Genomic DNA, 25,343 nt, shown 5'->3' on the forward strand with positions numbered 1-25,343 from the left:
GTAGAGATGAAAAAAAATTGAAATTGTTAAGAAATGATTTTGAGGGCTAGCTGTTACCTAATGTCAACCCACTTTTAGCAGAAGTTTAGTTAGGTAATGTTAATTATTGAAGAGCGGACTTTAAAAAGGATATATAAGCTAATGCAGTTAGATAATCATAGTCAGCTTTTAGTAAATTCAAATAATAAAATTTTTCCATATAGAGAAGTAGAAGATGCTATTAAGTCGAGTTTGGCTGTTGACGATTGTGTAGTAATAGAGAGGCAGACAGAAAATTCAAAACAAGATTTAATTGCTTATGTAGTTCCATCAGGATTATTTGTACCAGAACAATTGCTATCTTATTTGCAAACAATTCTGTCTAGCGAATTAATACCGAAGGCGATTGTGCCAGTCTCCACTTTACCATTAACTCCATCGGGACAGATAGATGAAACTGTCTTAAATGATTTAGAAGTAAGGGATACAAATCTTATACAGCAATGGTCAGAGCAAATTCAGTTATTACCTGAAGTTAAGCAAGTAGCAGTAGTAGTTCAAGAACATCTCAAGCAGCAGCGATCGCTACGTATATCAGACTTGCTAAATGATTGGAAAACTCTCACAGGTGAAGAAAACAATACTTTAGTTACACCTCAATTTTCTCGTTCAACTATCAATCAGGATTTTGCTAATAACAAACTAGCTGTTAGTCATGGCAAAGAACTAAAACAAGAAGAAAATGCTCCAAAACTTCTTTGGGAAGCACTGCAAAAAACAGCTATTCAATTTCCAGACAAAGAATTAGTTTATATTCAAGCCGATGGTTGTGAAATTATTCAATCTTATAAAGATTTACTATTAGATGCTCAAAAGATATTAGCTGGTTTAAGAAAGCTAGGTTTAAAACCATTAGACAAAGTAATATTTCAAATCGATCTCAGTCAAGATTTCATACCTGCGTTTTGGGGTTGTATATTAGGCGGTTTTATTCCCGTACCACTTTCTATTGCTCCTGCCTACGGGCAGGTTAACAGCGCTGTTAACAAATTACACAATGCTTGGCAGATGTTAGAGCAACCTATTGTTCTGACAAGCTCAAAATTAGTTCAAAGCCTTCGGGAGTTACCAGCACTTTTAAATATCGAAAATTTTCCAGTTGAGACAGTAGATAACTTACGCCAAAACCAACCAGATAGAAATATTCATCAAAGTGACCGAGATGATTTAGCACTACTATTACTTACTTCAGGTAGTACTGGTTTTCCTAAAGGTGTGATGTTAACTCATCGCAATCTCTTAAGTATGACGGCTGGCACAGCCCAAATGAACAATTTTTTCAGTGATGAGATTGTTTTGAACTGGATGCCATTAGAGCATGTGGGTGCAATTGTATTTCTGGGACTGATGGCAGTTGATTTAGGTTGCAAGCAAATCCATGCATCTACAGAATATATTCTGCAAAATCCCATTCGTTGGTTGGAATTGATTCAACGCCACCAAGCGTCAATTTCTTGGGCCCCAAACTTCGCTTTTTCCTTACTTAACGAACGCGCTAGTGAAATAAATCAGCAGTCATGGGATTTATCTTCTATGCGCTTTCTCGTGAACGCTGGAGAGCAAATCGTACCGAAAACAGCACGTAGTTTTCTTAAGCTCCTCCAACAACATGGTTTACCACCTAACGCCATTCATCCAGCCTTTGGGATGTCTGAGACTTGCTCAGGAATTACTTGGTCTGATGGTTTTTCTTTAGAAACTTCATCAGATGATATGTCATTTGTAGAACTTGGGCCGCCGATTCCGGGAGCATCAATTCGCATTACTGACGATAATAATCAAATCGTTCCCGAAGGGGCGATTGGGAGATTCCAAGTTAAAGGACTTTCAGTAACAAGAGGTTACTATCAAAATCCAGAGCGCAACCGCGAAGCTTTTACCGAAGATGGATGGTTTAACACTGGAGATATCGGCTATTTACAGTCAGGACGAATCGTGCTGACTGGCAGAGATAAAGATGACATTATTATCAATGGCATCAACTATTACAGCCATGAAATTGAATCAGTAGTTGAAGAAGTGGAGGGTGTAGAGATATCTTATACGGCTGCCTGTGCCGTGCGATTCTCTGGGCAAAACGCAGATCAATTAGCAATCTTTTTTAATTCTGCTATTTCCGAGCAGACCTTGTTAAAAGAACTAATAAAGAAGATTCGTGGAGCAGTCGTTAAAAATGTTGGGGTTAATCCAAATTACATCATTCCTCTGAAAAAGGAGATGATACCCAAGACTGCTATTGGCAAGATTCAGCGCACCCAATTAAGCAAGATGTTTGTGGCTGGTGAGTTCGATAATATTATTCAACAGTTAGGCATCAATTTAGATAATCCCAACTTACTACCAGACTGGTTTTATCGTAAAACATGGCGACGTAAATTACCTGTAAGCCAAAAGTCTACAATTAATGGTAACTTCCTGGTATTTTTCGACCAATTAGGATTAGGTGAATATTTAGGGGCAGAACTTCAAAAGCAAGGGCTGTCTTGGGTTGGTGTTGAAGCGGGAGTAGACTTTAAGCAACTGAGCAATAACCGCTATCAAATTGCACCAAATAATCCCGAAGATTATCAACGTTTGCTATCTGCCCTGAAAGCTAATAACTTTCAAATCGATAAAATTATACATTTATGGACTTATAACAGTTGTATTCATGAGATTTCCAGTTTAGAGTCCTTAGAACAAGCTCAAACATATAGTGTTTATAGTCTACTATTCTTAATTAAAGCGTTAGCTAGTATCCAGAAATTGCAATATCCTATCGAGTTATTAGTAGTTTCTAATTATACGCAGTTCACATCATCTGTTGATAAAATTGCCTATGAAAAATCACCACTGCTTGGCTTATTGAAGGTCATATCCCAGGAAATACCAGGATTGACTAGTCGTCATGTAGATTTAACTGTAGATAAAACAGTAGTGAATGCAGAGCGCATTCTGCAAGAGTTGCATATCTTATCAGGGGAGTCTGAGGTAGCTTATCGCCAAGGAGAGCGTTGGATTCCTCGATTAGAGAAAGTAGATTTTCGCTCCCAACCAAAGCAAGATTTTGCCTTTCAACTAGGTGGAATGTATTTAATTAGCGGTGGTCTTGGGGGTGTTGGTGTTGAAATTGCTAAGTATTTGTTGAAACATTACAAAGCACGGCTAGTGTTAGTTGGTAGAACTGAACTACCCCAAAGAAGTGTATGGCACAACTACACAGAACAGTCCAATGCTATATCTCAAAAAATCGCGGCTTATCAAGAACTAGAAAAGCTAGGTGGAGAAATCATCTACGAGGCAGTGGATGTCTGTGATTTGCCAGCTTTGCAAGGTGTGATTGAACAGGCAAAGTCTAGCTGGCAATGTCAATTAGACGGGATATTACATCTAGCAGGATCTTATCAGGAGCGATCGCTCATCGCAGAAAATCATCACAGTTGGTCAGCAGCCCTACGCTCAAAAGTTGGGGGAGCTTGGGTACTCAATCAATTACTACTAGACAATCCCCAAGCAGTTTTCATCAGCTTTTCTTCAGTCAGTAGTTTCTTGGGAGGCGCTACTGTCGGCACATTTGTTGCAGCCAATCAGTTTTTAGAGAGTTTTGCACACTACCAGCGTACTCAGGGGTTAAAGAGCTATTGCTTTAGCTGGAGTCTGTGGGATGGCCTCGGTATTAGCCAAGACTACCAAAGAAGCAAGTTGGCTCAAAAGGCGGGGTATTATACCATATCTGCACGACAAGGGCTGTATTCTTTGCTCATCGGTTTACACCATAATCAGGTGCAATTGCTAGTGGGATTAGATGGTAGTAACCGATATATCCGCAGTTATGTAGAAGATACTTACCCTCTGGAAAAATTAACTGCTTATTTTACCGCTAGTAATTCCTCAGTTGGCGAGCAATTGTCTAAATTAGTGGTGTGCGATCGCTATGGTACACCCAGTACTTGCAATTTTGTGCAGCTACAACAGATGCCATTAACTAAAACAGGCATCATCGATTTAGAAAAGCTTACCAGAGGCGAGTTGCACGCAAGCACCAACGACCAAGCACAACCAGTTTCAGACATTGAACGCCAAGTTGCACAAATTTGGCAAGAAGTGTTGGGTCTTGAAGAAATAGGCATCCATGAGAACTTCTTTGAGCTAGGAGGACATTCATTACTTCTAGTGCAGGCTCAGAGTAAATTGCAAGAGTTCTTCCAGATTCCGGTGTCGATTGTGGATATGTTTAAATATCCCAGTATCAGCACCTTAGCGAATTTCTTAAGTCAAGGACAAACAGAATCACCTTCTGTAGTCCAAGGTCAAAAACGCGCCAAGGTTCGGAGTTCTCGCCAAGCTGTTAATCAATCGGATATCGCCGTCATCGGGATGTCATGTCGTTTTCCCGGCGCGAATAATATCGATGAATTCTGGCAAAATTTATGCAATGGCGTAGAATCGATTTCATTTTTTAGCGATGAAGAAATTATCAAAGCAGGTGTAGACCCGGCGCTAGTGAAAAATCCTCACTACGTCAAAGCCAAGCCAATATTATCTGATGTGGAATCTTTTGATGCTGATTTCTTCGGCTATAGCACAAAAGAAGCAGAATTACTAGATCCTCAACAGCGGCTTTTACTCGAATGTGCCTGGGAAAGCTTAGAAACTGCGGGTTATAATCCTCTAACATACAATGGTGCGATCGGGATCTATGCTGGCGCGGTGATGAACACTTATTTACTAAATAATGTTTATCCCAACCGCCATCAGCTTGATATTAACGATAATCTGCAAGTAGCAACCATAGATTCAATGGGTGGTTTGCAGATGATGGTTGCTAATGATAAAGATTATTTAACCACACGGATTTCTTACAAACTCAACTTGACTGGGCCAAGCGTGAATGTGCAAACCGCTTGCTCTACATCCCTAGTAGCAATTCACATGGCTTGTGCCAGCTTGCTGAGTGGCGAAAGTGACATGGTTTTAGCTGGTGGGGTTTCTGTGAATGCACCCCAAAAGATTGGTCATTTGTATCAAGAAGGAATGATTGTCACTCCAGATGGTCATTGTCGGGCTTTTGATGCTAAGGCTCAGGGGACGATTTTTGGTAGTGGTGTAGGGCTTGTGGTTTTGAAGCGGTTGGAGGATGCGATCGCTGATGGCGATAACATCTATGCTGTAGTTAAAGGTTCCGCCGTTAATAACGATGGTGGTACAAAAGTTGGCTACATGGCTCCTAATGGAGATGGTCAAGCAGCTGTGGTTACAGAAGCAATGGCGATGGCGGGAATTGATGCAGAAACCATCAGCTACGTAGAAGCACATGGAACTGGCACACCTTTAGGAGATCCAATTGAAATTGGCGGACTCACCCAAGCATTTCGTGCTAGTACGCAGTCAAAAAACTTTTGTGGTATTGGTTCGGTAAAAACCAATGTCGGTCATCTCCAGATTGCTTCTGGTGTGGTTGGTTTTATCAAAACAGTCCTGTCACTGTACCATCAAAAAATTCCCCCAAGTTTGCACTTTGAACAACCTAATCCTCAACTGGATTTACCCAATACGCCTTTTTACGTTAATACTACGTTGCAGGATTGGCATACCCAAGATTATCCCCGCCGTGCTGGGGTGAATTCTCTGGGAATAGGTGGTACTAATGCTCATGTGATTTTGGAAGAAGCACCCTCTGGAAAGAGCAGGGGAGCAGGGGAGCAGGTGGTCACTGAGCGTAGCCGAAGTGGGAGCAGGGGAGCAGGGGAGCAGGTGGTCACTGAGCGTAGCCGAAGTGGGAGCAGGGGAGCAGAGGAGCGTCCTTACCACTTGCTTGCACTCTCAGGAAAAACTCTGAATGCTTTAGATGAATTGCGACATCGGTATCGGGAATTTTTGATATCGAATTCTGGAGTATCTATTGCAGATGTTTGCTATACGGCGAATACAGGGCGGGAGCATTTTAACCATCGTCTGGCGATTGTGGCTGACTCTAGGGAGGAGTTGGTAGAGAAACTGGCTGATTTGACACCTTCTAAGAGCTTCCAGTCTAATAACAAGCCAACAAAAATAGCTTTCTTGTTTACTGGCCAAGGCTCCCAGTACATCAACATGGGTCGCAAATTATATGAAACCCAACCCATCTTCCGCCAAACTTTAGAGCAGTGCGATGAAATTCTTCGTCCGTTACTGGAGCATTCTTTGTTAGAGGTACTGTATCCTAGTCAAGGTCTTGAGGATCTGCTGGATCAAACTGCATATACTCAACCTGCGTTATTTGCGATTGAGTATGCCTTGTATCAGCTTTGGAAATCGTGGGGTATTGAGCCAGATGTCGTCATGGGGCATAGTGTTGGCGAGTATGTTGCTGCAACTGTCGCGGGCGTTTTTAGCTTGGAAGATGGATTAAAACTCATTGCTCATCGCGGACGGTTGATGCAACAATTGCCATCCGGTGGCGAAATGGTTTCCTTGATGGCTTCAGAGGCGAGAGTGAGAGAAGTTATTGCAGCCTATAATCAACGGGTGGCAATAGCAGCCATCAATGGCCCGGAAAGTGTCGTAATTTCTGGAACTAGGGAAGATATCAACGCTGTTTGTCAGCAACTAGAAGCGCAAGGAATCAAGACAAAGCGTTTGCAAGTATCCCATGCCTTCCATTCGCCGTTGATGACACCGATGTTGGCTGATTTTGAGGCAATAGCTAATCAAGTTACCTACAATCAGTCGCAAATTCCATTAGTATCTAATATTACTGGAGAATTGGCAGGCGATCGCATCACAACACCGCAATACTGGGTAAATCATATCCGTCAAACAGTACGGTTCGCTGATAGTATGCAGACATTGCGTACTCTTGGATGTGAAGTCTTCTTAGAAATCGGGCCGAAACCGATTTTGTTAGGCATGGGTCGTCAATGCTTGCCAGATGGTGAAGGTTTATGGCTACCTTCTTTACGTGAGGGCATACCAGAATGGCAACAATTGCTCTCTAGTTTAGGTGAGTTATACGTAGCCGGAAGCAAAGTTAATTGGTCAGGATTTGAGCAAGATTATCCTCGCCGCAAAGTTGCACTACCGACCTATCCATTTCAAAGACAACGCTATTGGCTTGAACATACTCCACCTCGGCATCAACAGCAACAACCAGCAAAACTGCACCCATTATTAGACAAAAAGCTTCAGTTGCCTTTAAGCAAGGAAATCTTGTTTGAATCGGAATTTAGTACTCAAACTCTACCGTTCTTAACAGAACATCAAGTTTATAACCAAGTTATAGTACCTGGAGCCTGTCATCTCTCCTTATTATTGGGTGCAGCAAAGCTGACTTTCGCCAGTGAGTCATGTCTGTTAGAAAATATAGTTTTCCCGCAAGCATTGCCTATCCCTGAAGGTAAAGCGCGCACAGTACAGTTGGTGCTGTCTTTTGAGGGAAGTGGCGCATCTTTCCAACTTATCGGCTTTGATACAGTTCCAAATGGTAGTACTCAGATAAGTGAGTGGTTAGTTCATGCCACAGGTAAAATCTCCTCTGGCGTTAACACTACACCAGAAACAGTCTCTCTCCAAGAGATACAGACACGCTGTACTCAACAAATAGCTGCAAAAGAAATTTATCAAAGTTGGCAAAAGCGACAGATTCAACTGGGTGCAAGTTTCCAGTGGCTTGATTCGGTTTGGTGGAAAGAAAAAGAAGCCCTAGCCAAGCTTAAATGGCTTTCGGAAGTAGAGAGTTTAGAAGATTATCAATTATATCCAGGTCTTCTAGATTCCTGCTTACAACTGACCAGCATTTTCTTTTCTGACGATGAGACTTTTGTACCCTTTGCAATTGAGAGTTTCGAGTTTTACCAACGTCCTCAAAGTCAGCAGTTATGGTGTCATGCGGTGCAACGACAGCTAGAAAGTTCTCAGTCTGACAAGCTACTAGCAGATATTAGACTGTTTGATACTCATGGACAGTTGATTGCAGATATTAAAGGTTTACAAGCCAAAAAAGCGACTCGCCAAGCGTTGCTGCAATCTCTTGAGCAAGATTTCGCAGACTGGTTGTATGAAATTGAATGGCAAGCGGTGGAAAAAAGTCAATCGGCTGCTGTCCCTGGTGGCAGTTGGCTGATTTTGACTGATTCAGAAGGACTAGGCCAACAACTAGCCAAAGAGCTGCAACAGCAAGGACCCGATTATATCTTAGTCTCTGCTGGTGCTAACTATCAGAAAATTGATCGGCAACATTATCAAATCGATCCCAGCCTCTCAGACCACTGGCAAAAATTGATTAGTGCTATCAGTCAGGATCAAATAAGTAATATTGTTCATCTGTGGAGTTACCAAGAGCAGTCACAAAACTCTCTGATAGATTTAGAACAAGAACAAATTCTAAATTGCGGCGGTGTCTTACATTTAGTGCAAGCTGTGGTGCAAGCCAACTTCCCAACACCTCCTCGGCTATGGCTGGTAACTCGTGGCACTCAAGCGGTAGATAGCGCATTGCCACAGCCAGTTCAACTAAGTGGGGCGGCATTGTGGGGATTAGGTCGAGTCATTGCTCTAGAACATCCCGAATTACAATGTGTGCGCTTAGATTTAGCTGCCGATGAGGACAATCTGCGTTCGTCTTTGACGTTGGCGGAGCCATCGCTGTGGTCAGAAATCTGTTCTCCAGATGCAGAAGACCAAATAGCCATTCGTCACGGCAAACGCTACGTAGCGCGACTGGTGCGGCGCAAAGCCATTTCCGATCGGGATAAACAAATTGCGATCGCTTCTCGCCAGCCTGTGCAATTAAAGCTATCTGAGTACGGTGTCTTAGATCATCTATCGTTGGAAGCGATGACTCGTCGCCCACCGCAACACAACGAGGTGGAAATTCAAGTGCAAGCTGCAAGCGTGAATTTCCGAGATGTCCTGAATGCTTTAGGAATGCTTAAAGAATATTATGCTGAAAAAATGGGCATTACCGAAGCGAGTCAGTTGACTTTTGGCTTTGAGTGTGCTGGAAATATCGTCACCGTGGGAGAGAATGTTGACCATCTCCAAGTTGGGGATGAAGTTCTGGCATGGGTGACAACTCACGATGCCTTCAGCAGTTTTGTCACCTTACCAGCAACGACTGTAGTCAAAAAGCCCACAAACTTAAGTTTCCAAGAAGCAACGACCATACCTTTAGCATTTTTAACATCCCATTACGGGTTGCATCATCTAGCAAAAATTCAACCAGGCGAACGAGTCTTGATTCACGCCGCAGCTGGGGGTGTCGGTTTAGCTGCGGTGCAGATAGCAATAGCTGCTGGTGCAGAGGTATTTGCTACTGCTTCTGTTAACAAGTGGGAATTTCTCAAATCAATGGGAGTTAAGTATGTAATGAACTCCCGCAGCCTGGAATTTGCTGACGAGGTGATGAGTCTGACACAGGGACAAGGAGTAGACGTTGTTCTCAATAGCTTAAATGGTGAATTCATCAACAAAAGCTTACAGGTGTTAGCTCACAAAGGAAGATTTGTCGAAATCGGCAAAATTGGCATCTGGGATGAAAGCCAAGTAAAAGCCGCAAGAGATGATGTTTCATATTTTGCTTTTGATTTAGGGGAAGTTCACCAAAAGTATCCTTCTTTAATTTCCCCGATGTTGCAGCAACTAATAGAACAATTCCAAACAAGTACTCTTAAGCCTTTACCTCAAACAGTATTTTCCCTAGAGCAAGTAGTAGATGCTTTCCGCTATATGGCAGCAGCCAAGCACATCGGCAAAGTAGTAGTATCGATGCCGCAAATCAGTACAACAGTTGATGAGGGGCAGTTATCTATAAAATCAGACGCGAGTTATTTAATTACTGGTGGATTCGGCGCACTGGGTCTAGAGGTGGCTGAGTGGTTGATAGAAAAAGGTGCGCGACATTTGGTATTAATTGGGCGAAGTAAGGTATCTATTGCCACAAAACAAAGAATATCTAGCTTTGAGCGATCGGGTGCAAAAGTACTGGTGGTGCAAGCGGATGTTTCCGAAGCCGATCGCGTGGTTGAAGTATTAGAAAAAATCGACTCTCAGTTACCGCCACTGCGAGGGATTATCCATGCGGCTGGCGTGCTGGATGATGGTGTTTTACGGCAACAGTCTTTAGAGCGTTTTTGGCGGGTAATGGCTCCGAAAGTGCAAGGCGCGTGGAATCTACATACCTTCACCCAACATCTACCACTAGACTTTTTTGTTTGTTTCTCGTCGATGAGTTCGCTGATTGGCTCTCTTGGACAAGGCAACTATGCAGCAGCGAATGCTTTTATGGATGCCTTTGCCCATTATCGCCAAACTTTGGGTTTACCTGGAATCAGCATTAACTGGGGGCCTTGGTCGCAAGTGGGTATGACGGCTAACTTAGATAGCCAAAATCAAAATCGCCTACAAACAAACGGTATTGGTACAATTGCGCCGCAACAAGGATTAGTTGTACTAGAACAATTGTTGAATCAATCTTCTGCTCAAGTAGCGGTAATACCGATCGACTGGTCAGAATTTCTCAGTAAATCAAGTTTCGCATCGCCATTTTTCGCTAACTTCAGCCACACAGCCAAGAAACTCGAACAATCTGATTTTCGGACTCAATTAGAGAAGGCGAATGTTAGCGATCGCCAACCACTCTTAATTGAGCATATTTCCTCACAAGTAGCTAAGGTGCTAGGGCGTAATCTCTCAACCCTAGATCGAGAGCAGAGGTTTTTTGAGCTAGGAATGGATTCTCTAACGGCTGTTGAGTTGCGAAACCGCTTGCAAAACTCTTTAAGATGCTCTGTACCCCCAAATTTAGCTTTTGATTATCCTACGGTTACAGAACTGGCTAATTATTTGGCATTGGAAATTTTTCCCCTAGATTTTGCTCAAGAAAGCCAAAGCACAGGTAGCGAGCAATTTCAGCTAGAGAATCTCGAAAATAATGATTGGGTGGAGTTGGAACTATGAGCTTGGTTGAATTTTTACAAGACCTTTCTTTGAAAGGGATTAAATTGGGAAATGACGGGGAAAAATTACGTATTGGGGGTTCTAAGTCGCTGTTAACTCCTGATGTAGTTGCTCAATTACAGCAGTATAAAAGTGAAATTTTACAATTACTGCGCGATCGCCCAGATATTTTAAATATTTATCCTCTTTCCTACGGTCAACAAGCGCTGTGGTTTTTGTGGCAACTAGCACCTGAAAGTGCAGCTTACAATATGGTGTTTGCCTGTCGTATTTGTTCGCAGGTGAATGTCACGATTTTGCAAAAAACCTTCCAACTCCTGATTAACCGTCATCCTCAGTTACGTAGCACCTTTTCCAAGCAAGGTAATCAAGTTGTTCAACAAATCCATCAAACTCAATTACCAGATTTTCAACAAATAAATGCCTCTAATTGGAGCGAGCAGGAGCTTGAGCAAAGAGTTTTTCAGGAATACAAGCAACCCTTCGACCTCAAAAATGGCCCAATCATCCGGGTGCGTTTATTTACTTCTTCGCCAGACGAACACATCCTGTTGATGTCAGTACATCATATTGCAGGTGATGGTTGGTCGATGCCATTACTGATGGAAGAATTAATCGCCAGCTATCCTGCACTAGAGTCAGGTGTTGAGCCATCTCTAATTCCTCTACAGCACTCTTACATCGATTACATTTATTGGCAAAGAGAATTATTAACCACCGCCCAAGGAGAAAAGCTCTGGAACTACTGGCAGCAACAACTAGCAGGAGAATTACCTGTACTCAATTTGCCGACAGACAAACCACGGCCATCCATCCAAACTTATAACGGTGCTTCCCATAACTTTACTCTTTCCCCAGAACTGACCGAAAAACTGAAAAAATTAGCTCAAACAGAAGGCGTTACCCAATATATCCTGCTTCTGGCTGCATTTCAGGTTCTCCTGTATCGTTATACAGGGCAAGAGGATATTCTAGTCGGCGTTCCGACTTCAGGTAGAACTCAGATAGAATTTGCCTCAATTGTCGGCTACTTCGTCGATCCAGTTGTCATCCGGGCAAATCTGTCAGGAAATCCCAGTTTTGGGGAATTTCTGGCTCAAATTCGCTCCTGCGTATCACAAGCATTAGCGCATCAAGATTTTCCCTTTGCTTTACTAGTAGAGCGATTGCAGCCACAGCGCGATTCCAGCCGTTCCCCGATTTTTCAAACTGTATTCAACTTTATTTTGCAGAACTTAGGACAGTTTGAGCAGACGCAAAAACTTTTGTTAGAAGGTGAAGTAAATAGAGAAGGATTTATCCTCAAACCTTTTGAAATTCCTCAAATGGAAGGTCAGTTCGATCTAGATTTGACGATCGCAGAAAACAATTCTTCTTTAGCTGGAATTTTCAAGTACAACACTGACCTTTTTGATGCCAGCACTATCAAGCGTATAACGGGTAATTTTATAACGTTACTTGAAGGGATTGTGGCAAATCCACAACAGCCAATTTCCCGATTACCCCTATTGACGCAACCTGAGCAACAGCAGTTATTAGTAGAGTGGAATAACACTCAAGCAGATTATTCTCAGGATAAGTGTATCTATCAGTTGTTTGAGGTGCAAGTAGAGCGTACCCCCAATGCTGTCGCAGTTGTGTATGAAAATCAACAACTGACTTATCAGCAGTTGAACAATCAAGCTAACCAGTTAGCGCATTACTTGCGCTCCTTGGGTGTAAAATCAGATACGTTGGTGGGGTTGTGTGTAGAGCGTTCGCTCTTAACAATCGTCGGCATACTAGGCATTCTCAAAGCGGGTGGTGCTTATGTGCCGCTCGATCCTGAGTATCCAACTGAGCGTTTAAGCTTCATGTTAGAAGATGCTCAAGTTAAAGTACTGGTAACACAACAGCAATTAGTAGACACTATTCCTCAACATCAGGCGCATATTGTTTGCTTAGACACCGACTGGGAAAAAATTGCTCAAGAGTGCGAGTTAAACCCGGAAAATACCGCAACACCCGATAATTTAGCTTATGTCATCTACACTTCTGGTTCTACAGGTAAGCCCAAAGGCGTTTTAGTCAATCACTCAAATGTAACTCGTCTGTTTGCAGCCACAGACTCTTGGTATAACTTCAATCAAGATGATGTGTGGACAATGTTCCACTCTTATGCATTCGATTTTTCTGTATGGGAAATTTGGGGTGCATTGCTGTATGGTGGAAAACTAATAGTAGTGCCTTATTTGGTAACGCGATCGCCTGAATCTTTCTATCAATTATTGTGTCAAGAAAAAGTCACAATTCTCAATCAAACCCCTTCAGCTTTCCGTCAGTTAATTCAAGCAGAACAGTCAATTACATTTCCCCCTGCCTCCTCCTTGAACTTACGCCAAGTAATTTTCGGTGGCGAAGCTTTAGAAATCAACAGTTTGCAACCTTGGTTTGAGCGACACGGCGACACCTCACCCCAATTAGTTAATATGTACGGAATTACAGAAACCACCGTACACGTTACCTATCGCCCGTTAAGTAAAGCTGATTTGCAAAGCACGGCAAGTGTAATAGGTCGCCCAATACCAGATTTGCAGGTGTATGTACTAGACGAACATCAACAACCAGCACCGATAGGCGTTCTTGGTGAAATGTATGTTGGTGGAGAGGGGGTGACACGCGGCTATCTCAATCGTCCCGAACTGACAGCAGAACGTTTTATTTCTAACCCATTTGATAATTCCAAAAAATTATACAAAACAGGTGATTTAGCGCGGTATTTGCCCAATGGCGAGTTAGAGTATTTAGGACGAATTGATAACCAAGTTAAAATTCGTGGTTTCCGCATTGAGTTGGGAGAAATTGAAGCATTACTGGCTTCTCACCCAGCCATTTGGGAAAGCGTGGTAATAGTACGAGAAGATGAACCGGGCGACACTTGTACTGAGGGGAGTCGAAGTAAACGTTTAGTAGCTTACGTAGTCCCGCAGACCGAGCAATCTCTTACAGTCCCAGAACTGCGTCAGTTTCTTAAGGCAAAGCTACCAGAGTACATGATGCCAAGTGCAATAGTGCTGCTGGAATCCTTACCCCTCACCTCTAACGGTAAAGTAGACCGCCGCGCCCTGCCAAAACCAGACTTAGACAGCACACTGCGAGAATTGTATGTCGCCCCGCGCACACCAACTGAAGAAATGCTGGCGCAAATTTGGGCGCAAGTGCTGAAACTGGAGCAAGTAGGCATTCATGATAACTTCTTTGAGCTTGGCGGACACTCGCTACTAGCAACCCAATTGCTTTCACGTATCCGCAACATTTTCAAAGTAGAACTAGTATTACGTGAGTTGTTTGCTGCATCGACAGTAGCCGAATTAGCACAATCAATTGGGCAGTTACAGCAACAAGACTCAGAAATAACTTCCCCGCCACTTTTAAAGCGGACAAGGGATGCAGAATTACCACTGTCTTATGCACAACAGCGTTTGTGGTTTTTAGATCAGTTCGAGCCTAACAGCCCCTTTTACAACATTCCTATGGCTTTGCGGCTAGTGGGAAATTTGGATCGAGTAGCCTTAGAACAAAGCTTACAAGAAATTATTCATCGCCACGAAGCGTTACGCACTAACTTCATTACAGTTGATGGCAAACCTTCTCAAATTATTCAAACAGAAACTACTTGGACAGTTTCAGTTGTTGACTTGAAGTATTTATCTACAACAGAACGAGAAATTACTAGCCAACAATTAGCGCAACAACAAGTTACTCAACCTTTTGACCTGGCAAAGGAAGCATTAATCAGGGCGACATTAGTAGTGCTTAATGAGACCGAACACGTCTTGTTAGTGTGTATGCACCATGTTGTGAGTGACGGTTGGTCAATGGGTGTGTTTGTCCAAGAACTAGCAGCACTGTACGATGCTTATGCTCAAGGTCAGCCGTCACCGTTAGCGCCACTGCCGATTCAATACGCAGATTTCGCAATTTGGCAGCGAAACTGGTTGCAAGGGGAAGTATTACAAAGCCAATTAAATTACTGGCAACAACAACTACAAGATGCACCAGCCTTATTGTCGCTCCCCACAGACAGACCTAGACCAGCTGTGCAAACCTACAACGGCACACATCAAGAGTTTGTCCTGTCTGTTGAACTAACTAATAAGCTAACAAAACTCAGCCAAGAACAAGGTGTAACTTTGTTCATGACGCTATTGGCAGCTTATGATACGCTACTCTACCGCTATACAGGTACAGAAGATATTTTGGTGGGTTCGCCAATTGCTAACCGCGATCGCTCTGAAATAGAAGGGTTAATTGGCTTTTTTGTCAATACCTTAGTTATGCGTACCAGCTTGACAGGCAACCCCAGTTTTAGCGAATTACTCACCCGTGTTCGCTCTATGGCAATGGAGGCATACTCTCATCAAAATTTGCCTTTTGAAATGTTGGTGGAAGCATTGCAGCCAGAAAGAAACCTCAGTCATACACCGCTGTTTCAGGTAATGTTTGTCCTTCAGAATGCACCCACATCTGAATTAGGACTAACCGGGCTGACTGTAAATCGATTGCCAATAAAAGGCACAACTTCTAGGTTTGATTTAACTTTATCGATGGAAAACACTGCCACAGGATTAGCAGGGTGGTGGGAATATAACACTGACTTGTTTGATGCCAGCACAATTGAACGAATGACAAGTCATTTTGTCACATTACTTGAAGGTATTGTTGCTAACCCAGAACAACGAATTTCTCAATTGCCATTGCTAACAGCAGTTGAGCAACAGCAGTTATTAGTGGAGTGGAACGATACAGAAGTTGATTATCCACTTCATAAGTGCATCCATCAATTATTTGAAGAACAAGTCGAGCTTACACCAGATGTAGTGGCGGTAGAGTTTGGAAATCAACAACTTACTTACAAGCAATTAAACTACCGTGCTAACCAGTTGGCGCACTACTTACGCTCATTGGGTGTAAAACCAGATGTCTTAGTTGGGCTGTGTGTCGAGCGTTCTTTAGAGATGGTCATTGGACTACTGGGAATTCTCAAAGCGGGTGGAGCGTATGTACCACTTGACCCAGAGTATCCGAGCGATCGCTTGAGCTTTATTTTAGACGATACTCAAGTTAAAGTTTTACTGACTCAACAGCGACTTATTGACAGGCTACCCCAGTGGGAAGCAGGGGGGCAGGGAGCAGGAGGCAGGGGAGAAAAGCCAACTACAAGGGATGGGGCTTCAATCAAAGGGAAAGATGAGGTTTTGAGCTACCCTGCTTCTTATCAAGCAAAACTTGTTTGTTTAGATACTGACGCTGAAGATATTTCTCAGTGCAGCACAAACAACGTAATTTCTGGCGTACAACCCAATAACTTAGTTTATATAATTTACACTTCCGGTTCCACAGGTCAACCCAAGGGTATAGCCATGAGTCAGCTTGCCCTGTGCAATCATATCTTGTGGCATCGGGACAATCTCAAGATTACTCGTGCAAAAACCCTGCAATTTGCTTCGGTTAGCTTTGATGTCTCCTTCCAAGAAATCTTTACTACTTGGTGTTCTGGCGGCACATTGTTCTTAATCACAGAAGAATTACGCCGTGATGCTTTAGCATTATTAGGTTTTCTGCAAGAGAAACAAATTCAGAGAATGTTTCTCCCTGTTGTTGGCTTACAGCAACTAGCAGAAGTCGCCTTGGGGAATGACATAGTTAATACTGGTTTGCGAGAAATTATTACGTCTGGAGAACAGTTACAAATTACCCCTGCGATTTCTCTTTGGTTGAGCCAATTAACTGATATTACTTTGCACAATCAGTATGGGCCTTCAGAAAGCCATCTAGCCACCAGTTATACTTTGCCTAATGCAATAGATACTTGGCCGCTACTTCCTTCCATTGGGCGACCCATTGCTAATACGCAAATTTACGTCCTTGATAAATATCTACAGCCTGTACCTGTAGGCGTGGCTGGAGAAGTGTACATTGCAGGTGCGCTTTTAGCCCAAGGTTACTTTAATAGACCTCAGTTAACACAAGAGAAATTCATTCCTAATCCCTTTCAAAGAGGCAGGGAGCAGGGAGCAGGGAGCAGGGGGACAATTCAGCACGGGCTGAACGCCCCGCTACCGCTAACAGCACTTTTATACAAAACCGGGGATTTGGCACGTTATTTACCTGATGGAAAACTCGAATCTTTAGGACGTATTGATAATCAAGTTAAAATTCGGGGTTTCCGCATTGAGTTAGGCGAAGTTGAAGCGGTACTGGGTCAACTAAGCGATGTACAAGCGTCTTGTGCGGTTGTACGTGAGGATACACCAGGTGATAAACGCTTAGTTGCATATATTGTGCCGCAACCAGAGCAGACAATCTCTATTGGCGAAGTACGTAACTTCCTCAAGGAAAAGTTACCAGAGTATATGGTTCCAAGTGCAATAGTCATCTTGGAGGCTCTACCGCTTTCCGCTAACAGGAAATTAGACCGCCGCGCGTTACCTGCACCTGATTTACACAACCAATTATCGGATCGGTATGTCGCCCCACGTAACCCCATTGAGGAAATCCTGTCAGTAATTTGGGCGCAAGTTCTAAAAGTTGAGCGAGTTGGTATTCATGATAATTTCTTTGAACTTGGGGGACATTCTCTACTAGCAACGCAACTGATTTCTCGCGTGCGTAGCAGCTTGAATGTAGAATTACCATTGCGGAGCTTATTTGCTGCACCAACGATCGCTGAATTGTCCCAAAATATTCAACAGTTGCAGCAACAGGATCTAACAACATCAGCCATTTTACCAAAAGCAAGGGATGCAGAGTTACCACTGTCTTATGCTCAACAGCGTTTGTGGTTTTTAGACAAGTTAAATCCCAACAGTGCGTTCTACAATTTACTTTTAGCTTTACGTCTAGTTGGAACTCTGAATCGAACTGCCTTAGAACAAAGCTTACAAGAAATTATTTATCGCCACGAAGCTTTACGGACTAACTTCATCACAGTTGATGGAGAACCAGTTCAAGTTATTAGGGAGCAGGGAATAAAAAGCAGGGAGCAGGGAGCAGGGGGCAGGGGGCAGGGAATATTATCAATTGTTGACTTGCAGAATTTAGCTACAGGCGAAAAAGAAATTGCTTTGCAGCAATTAGCGCAAGAACAAGGACAACGACCTTTTAACTTGGCAGATGAATCATTAATCAGGACAACATTAGTAGCGTTGTCTGAGGCAGAACACGCTTTGTTAATATTTATACATCACATTATCTTTGATGGTTGGTCAATGGGTGTGTTTGTCCAAGAATTAATGGCACTTTACAATGCTTATTCTCAAGGTCAGCCGTCACCGTTAGCACCAATGCCGATTCAGTACGCAGATTTTGCTATTTGGCAAAGACAGTGGTTGCAAGGAAATGTACTGCAAAGCCAACTCTCGTATTGGCAACAACAACTAGCAAACGCACCAGCTTTATTGTTGCTACCTACAGACCGACCTAGACCTGCTGTGCAGACTTTCGCTGGGACATATCAGAAGTTTGCACTTTCAGTTGAGTTAACTGATAGGTTAGTAAAACTCAGTCAGGAGCAAAGTTGTACCCTTTTTATGACGCTGTTGGCAGCTTATGATACCCTGCTTTACCGCTACACAGGACAATCAGATATTTTGGTGGGTTCGCCGATCGCAAACCGCGATCGCAGTGAAATCGAAGGGTTAATTGGCTTTTTTGTCAATACTTTAGTATTACGTACCGATTTGTCAGGCAACCCCAGTTTTAGCGAATTACTCCTTCGCGTTCGAGAAGTAGCTTTAGGAGCGTATGCTCATCAGAATTTGCCTTTTGAGATGCTGGTGGAAGCATTGCAGCCAGAAAGGGACTTGGGACATACACCACTATTTCAGGTGGTGTTTAACCTTCAGAATGCACCCGTACAGGAAGTAGAGCTTGCTGGGTTAGCTGTTAGTTCATTGCCAGTAGAAAGCACAACTACAAAAGTTGATTTGGGTTTATCGATGGAAAACACTACCCAAGGATTGGTGGGTGTGTGGGAATACAATACTGACTTGTTTGATGCCAGCACAATCGAGCGGATGAGTGGGCATTTTGTAACATTACTTGAAGGAATTGTTGCTAATCCTCAAGAGCGAATTGCACAATTGCCTCTGCTGACAGCAGTTGAACAACAGCAGTTATTAGTTGACTGGAACAATACTCAAGCAGATTATCCCCAAGATAAATGTATTCATCAGTTGTTTGAAGAACAATCTTTGAGTACACCCGATGCTGTAGCGGTAGTGTTTGAAAATCAACAACTGACTTACCATCAATTGAATTGTCGCGCTAACCAATTGGCGCATTACTTGCACTCATTGGGTGTAAAACCAGACACGCTGGTGGGTATTTGTGTGGAGCGGTCAATAGAAATGGTGGTGGGACTACTAGGCATTCTCAAGGCAGGTGGGGCATATCTACCACTCGATCCAGAGTATCCAACTGAGCGTTTGCGCTTCATGCTAGAAGATGCTACTGTTTCAGTGCTGCTGACTCAACAACAACTGATTGACAAACTTCCTCCAAATCAAGCACAAGTTGTCTTTTTAGAGGAAGTTTGCTCAGAAATTGCCCAAAACAATCAACATAACCTAACCACTGGAGTCAAAGCTTTTCATCTAGCAAATGTGATTTACACTTCGGGTTCTACAGGTAGACCCAAAGGTGTGATGGTTCAGCATCAGGGATTGTGCAACTTAGCTCAAGCTCAGAAAACAACTTTTGGCTTAGACTTTGATAGTCGCATTCTCCAGTTTGCCTCCTTGAGTTTTGATGCTTCTATTTGGGAAGTTGTAATGGCATTAATGTCAGGTGGAACGCTGTATTTGGGAACAAAAGACTCTCTATTGCCAGGAAAACCGTTAATTGAACGATTACGCGATTATTCTATTACCCATATCACACTACCACCATCGGCATTAGCAGTTATGCCCGTGGAGGAACTACCAGCACTGCAAACAATAATTGTCGCCGGAGAAGCAAGTTCTGTTGAATTAATCAAGCAATGGTCTGTTGGCAGAAACTTCTTCAACGCTTATGGCCCAACAGAAGCTAGTGTTTGTGCGACTATTGCCAAATGCAGCCCTGAAGATGAGAAAATATCTATTGGTCAAGCGATCGCCAACACGCAAGTCTACATCTTAGACGAAAATTTGCAACCAGTTCCCGTTGGTGTACCAAGAGAGTTACACATCGGTGGAGCAGGATTAGCAAGAGGCTACCTCAACCGTCCTGAGTTGACACAAGAGAAATTTATCTCCAATCCCTTTGGTTCTGGTCGTCTCTACAAAACTGGGGATTTAGCACGTTATTTGGCAAATGGTAATATTGAATACCTGGGACGTATTGACAATCAAGTAAAAATTCGGGGCTTCCGCATCGAGTTGGGAGAAATTGAAACAGCACTGAGCCAACATAGTGATGTGCAGACTTGTTGTGCGATCGCTCGTGAAGAAACTCCAGGTAACAAGCGTTTAGTCGCTTACGTAGTGCCGCAAAAAGACGTGACACTTATAACAGGGCAACTGCGTCAGTTCCTTGCCGATAAACTGCCTGGGTATATGTTGCCAACTGCTTTTGTAATACTAGAGTCTTTACCTCTGACACCTAATGGTAAAGTAGACCGTCGCGCTTTGCCTGACCCAGATTTACATAAGGAACTATCAGATTATGTAATCCCAAATACAGAAACAGAAAAAATTATTGCTGGTATTTGGCAAAAAGCATTAGCAGTAGAAAAAGTAGGAATTTATAATAATTTCTTCGAGCTAGGAGGTCATTCCTTATTACTGGTAAAAATTAATCAGCAATTGCAAGAAGAATTTGGTTTAGAATTGTCAATAGTTGATATGTTTAATTATCCAACTATACATAGTTTAAATCAATATTTAAGTACTAAGATTAAAAAAGAAGATATAATTAAACAAAATACTTCTCGTCCTCAATCTTTAAATGAAGTTAAAGTTTTAAGAAATCAACAATTACAATCCAGACAACAATATCGCTCTCAGAAGAAAGGTACAAAATGACAATAAATTCAGTAGATAACAATAATGAATTTAATAATTCTGAAATAGCAATAATTGCTGTTGCTGGTAGATTTGCTGGCGCAAAAGATATTGAATCATTTTGGCAGAATTTACAAGATGGTGTAGAATCTATCTCTTGTTTGAAGGATGAAGAATTAATAAATTCTGGGGTTTCTGTTGATTTACTGAATAATCCTAATTATGTAAAAGCTAGGGGTGTTCTATCAGATATTGAATTGTTTGATGCAAATTTCTTTGCTTATAGCGCCAAAGAAGCTGAGTTAATAGATCCACAACAACGCCTATTTTTAGAATTGGCTTGGGAAGCAACAGAAAAAGCTGGTTACGATCCGCAAACCTACAATGGTTTAATCGGGGTTTATGGTGGTGTAGGAATGAGTGGGTATTTGCTCAACAACCTCTACCCTAACTATCAACTATTAACCACAATTGACCCTGTGCAATTAGGAATTTCTAACGATAAAGATTTTTTACCGACACGAGTTGCATACAAACTCAATTTGACTGGCCCCGCAGTAAATGTGCAAACGGCCTGTTCTACTTCTTTGGTTGCTGTTCACATAGCTTGTCAAGGTCTTTTAAATGGTGAATGTGACATAGCTTTAGCTGGGGGAGTTACTATCAGCATTCCCCAAAAAATCGGCTATTTGCATGAAGAAGGAATGATTCTTTCTCCTGATGGACACTGCCGTGCTTTTGATGCTAAAGCACAAGGAACGATCGCAGGTAGCGGTGCTGGAATTGTGGTATTAAAAAGATTACAGGATGCAATCAGCGATCGCGACTACATTCATGCAATTATTAAAGGCTCGGCGATTAATAACGATGGTGCAATGAAAGTCGGCTACACTGCTCCTAGTGCTAGCGGTCAAGCAGCAGTAATTGGCGAAGCTCAAGCTATAGCGGGTGTAGATGCTGAGACAATTTCTTATATTGAAGCTCATGGCACAGCCACACCTTTAGGAGATCCGATTGAAATTGCAGCTTTAACTCAAGCTTTTAGTCAAACTACAGATAAAAAAGGTTTTTGCGCTATTGGTTCGGTAAAAACCAACTTGGGACATTTGGATACAGCAGCAGGTGTTGCAGGTTTGATTAAAACAGTATTAGCACTGCAACATAAAATGCTGCCTCCTAGCTTGCATTTCGAGACACCAAACCCCAAAATTGATTTTGCCAACAGTCCTTTTTATGTCAATACAAAATTGACTGAATGGAAAACAGATAATATTCCTCGCCGTGCTGGGGTTAGTTCTTTTGGTATGGGGGGTACTAATGCTCATGTGATTTTAGAAGAAGCACCTTTGTTGAGGCAGGGGGCAGGGGGCAGGGGGCAGGGAGAAGAAAGCAGGGGAGCAGGGAGCAGGGGGCAGGGGGGAGATTATCAATTATTGTGTCTTTCGGGTAAGAGTGCGAGTGCGCTTGAGAAGGCAACGGCTAATTTAATTACTCATTTAAAAGAGCATCCTGAGCTTAACTTGGGGGATGTCGCTTATACCCTCAATAGTGGTCGGCGGGGTTTTAATCATCGGCGGATGTTGATTTGTCAAGATTTAGAAGATGCTGTTAAAGGTCTAGAGTCAAACCAAGTATTTACTAACTATACAGAGATTACAGAACGGCCTGTGGTCTTTATGTTTCCTGGTCAGGGTTCTCAATATGTCAACATGGCGCGGGAAATTTACGAAACTGAAACAGTGTTTCAAGAACAAGTTGATTATTGCTCAGAAATTCTTAAACCCCTTTTAGGGCTTGATTTACGTCATCTTCTTTACCCTAGTGACGAAAAGATTGATGAGGCATCAAAGCAACTTCAACAAACAGCAATTGCTCAAAGCGCTATTTTTGTAATTGAGTACGCCCTAGCTAAATTATGGCAGTCTTGGGGAGTGGAACCACAAGCTGCGATCGGTCACAGTATTGGCGAGTATGTCGCAGCAACTCTAGCAGAAGTTTTTTCTCTAGAAGATGCCTTATCTTTGGTAGCAGCACGCGGACAGATGATGCAGCAATTGCCCACTGGAGCAATGCTTTCTGTTCCCTTACCCGCAGATAAGGTACAATCTCTGTTAGGTTCAGAACTTTCTGTTGCTGCAATTAATCAACCCTTGCAGTGTGTAGTTTCCGGCTCAACAGCAGCAATAGATACACTACAAAATCAGCTAGCTGCTCAAGGAATTGAATGTCGTCGTCTGCATACTTCTCATGCTTTCCATTCTCAAATGATGGAACCAATCTTAGAGGCCTTTGCAGAGCGAGTCAAAAAAGTTACTTTAAATCCCCCTAAACTTCCTTATATTTCCAATCTGACTGGTACTTGGATTACAGTCACGCAAGCCACAAATCCTGACTACTACGCTCAACATCTACGTTCTACAGTGCTGTTTACTCAAGGTATCGAGAAATTATTAGCAACCCCAGAGCAAGTTTTACTAGAGGTAGGGCCAGGACACACACTAACTACATTAGTCAAGAGACATCCAGACAAAGCACCTCTACAAACTGTCTTAACTTCGGTACGTCATCCTCAAGAAAAGCAATCTGATATTCGTGTTTTATTCAACACATTAGGTCAACTTTGGTTGGCTGGAGTGAAAGTAGATTGGTTTGGATTTTATAGCCAGGATGAGTATTATCGTCTTCCCTTACCAACTTATCCCTTTGAACGCCAACGTTATTGGATTGACCCTCCACAAAAAGCAGCTTGGGGACAGTTGCAAATCTTACCCACAACATCACAATTGTGGACATCGCTTACACAAGCAGGTCAAAACCAAGCAAATACTAGAAATGCAGAACTCAACGAGTTAACCTATCAAGAAAATAGACAGTGGTTAGACCGTTTATGTACAGCTTACATCAACTCTGCATTCCAGCAATTAGGAGCTTTTAGCAATCCTGAAGAAAAGTATTCTTTAGATAATTTGTTAGCGCAATACCATATTTCTCCCCGCTATCAGCAATTGTTATCTAGATGGTTGCAAATATTGGTGGAACAAGGACAACTACAGCAACAGGAGAAGTTATTTACTAAGCTATTGCCATGTTCGCAAGATTATATTAATGAACATTTAGAAGCAGTTAGAGCAAGGTTTGCTGCTTCATCTTTAGTAGATTTAGATTTAGTGCAACGCTGTGGTGAAAATTTAGCTGCTGTTGTTATTAGCGAACAAGAACCATTAGAGATTTTCAATGAACTGGTTTATCAAAAAGAAAACAATGGTTCATATTCGGAAACTCCCTTAATTTCTTACTACAACTCTATCTTGCGTTCCAGCTTAGAACAGGTAGTCAAATCATTGCCATCATCCGTTCACCTGAGAGTTTTAGAAATCGGCGCGGGTACTGGTGTGTCTACGCAAGCATTATTATCTGTGTTACCGCCCGAACGAACAAACTATACTTTTACTGATATTGGTAACGGCTTTTTGACTCAAGCTCAACAGAAGTTTAAAGACTATCCATTTGTTGAATATAGATTACTAGATATAGACAAGTCTCCAACTGAGCAAGGGTTTGATAAGTACAGCTTTGATGTAATCATCGCCTCTAATGTTTTACACGCAACTAGAAACATAGATCAAACACTCCACCATGTACGCTCTTTATTAGCTCCTGGCGGCTTCCTTTTAGTGTGGGAAATAACTCAGCCAAAAATAGACTTTGATATCACTTGGGGTCTGCTGTTGAAACCTTTAGATGATAAAAGACGCAATCCAGGTCAACCTTTTATCATCAAACAACAGTGGTTTGAAGCATTACGCGCTCAAGATTTTGTGCAAGTTGCCGCTTTTCCTGAAACTGAAGCATTAGAGCATCAGATTATTATGGCTGTTGCTTCTGCATCAGCGGCATTTAGTGTAAAATCTGGGCAAAAAGAGACTGACTCCAAATCAGAATTTTCATTACAAGCAAAGCCGGATATTTTACAGCCAGAAAAATTATCTGCACTCCACACAAGACCTACTTTGCCCAATTCCTATATAGCTCCGCGTCATGAAATCGAAGAAAAAATTGCTGATATTTGGCAAGAATTATTAGGGATTCAACAGGTAGGAATTCATGATAACTTTTTTGAATTAGGAGGAGATTCTTTAATAGCTGTTCAAATTATATCTCGACTAAAAAAGGTTTTTTCGATTAAATTAACTGTAGCAAGTTTATTTGAATTTCCCACAATAGCTGGAATAGCACCCAAGCTAGATAAACAACTAGAATTAGATATGAAATTAAGTGCAATTGATCGAGAAGAAATCGCAATTTAAACAGCAATAAATAATTCTTTAATTACGAATTACGAATTAGGCAAAGTGGAGGTAATTT

At 42.3% G+C, this 25,343-nt stretch carries 3 protein-coding genes; all 3 read left to right on the forward strand.

The features are described 5' to 3' along the window. Positions 1 to 141: 141 nt before the first annotated feature. The 3 genes from ACR5KR_RS03565 to ACR5KR_RS03575 are packed head-to-tail and all read left to right on the forward strand — an operon-like array spanning position 142 to position 25,285. Positions 142 to 10,953, forward strand: coding sequence for an SDR family NAD(P)-dependent oxidoreductase (locus ACR5KR_RS03565; RefSeq protein ID WP_448265465.1), 10,812 nt, complete (start codon positions 142 to 144; stop codon positions 10,951 to 10,953). Then, a complete protein-coding gene (locus ACR5KR_RS03570; protein ID WP_448265466.1) occupies positions 10,950 to 20,999 on the forward strand; it encodes an amino acid adenylation domain-containing protein in 10,050 nt (3,349 codons plus the stop codon). Before ACR5KR_RS03565 ends, ACR5KR_RS03570 begins: the two co-directional genes overlap by 4 nt. Further along, positions 20,996 to 25,285, forward strand: coding sequence for a beta-ketoacyl synthase N-terminal-like domain-containing protein (locus ACR5KR_RS03575; protein WP_448265467.1), 4,290 nt, complete (start codon positions 20,996 to 20,998; stop codon positions 25,283 to 25,285). The genes ACR5KR_RS03570 and ACR5KR_RS03575 overlap by 4 nt, the downstream gene beginning before the upstream one ends. Positions 25,286 to 25,343 lie beyond the last annotated feature (58 nt).

This window comes from Nostoc sp. DSM 114159, assembly GCF_053470285.1.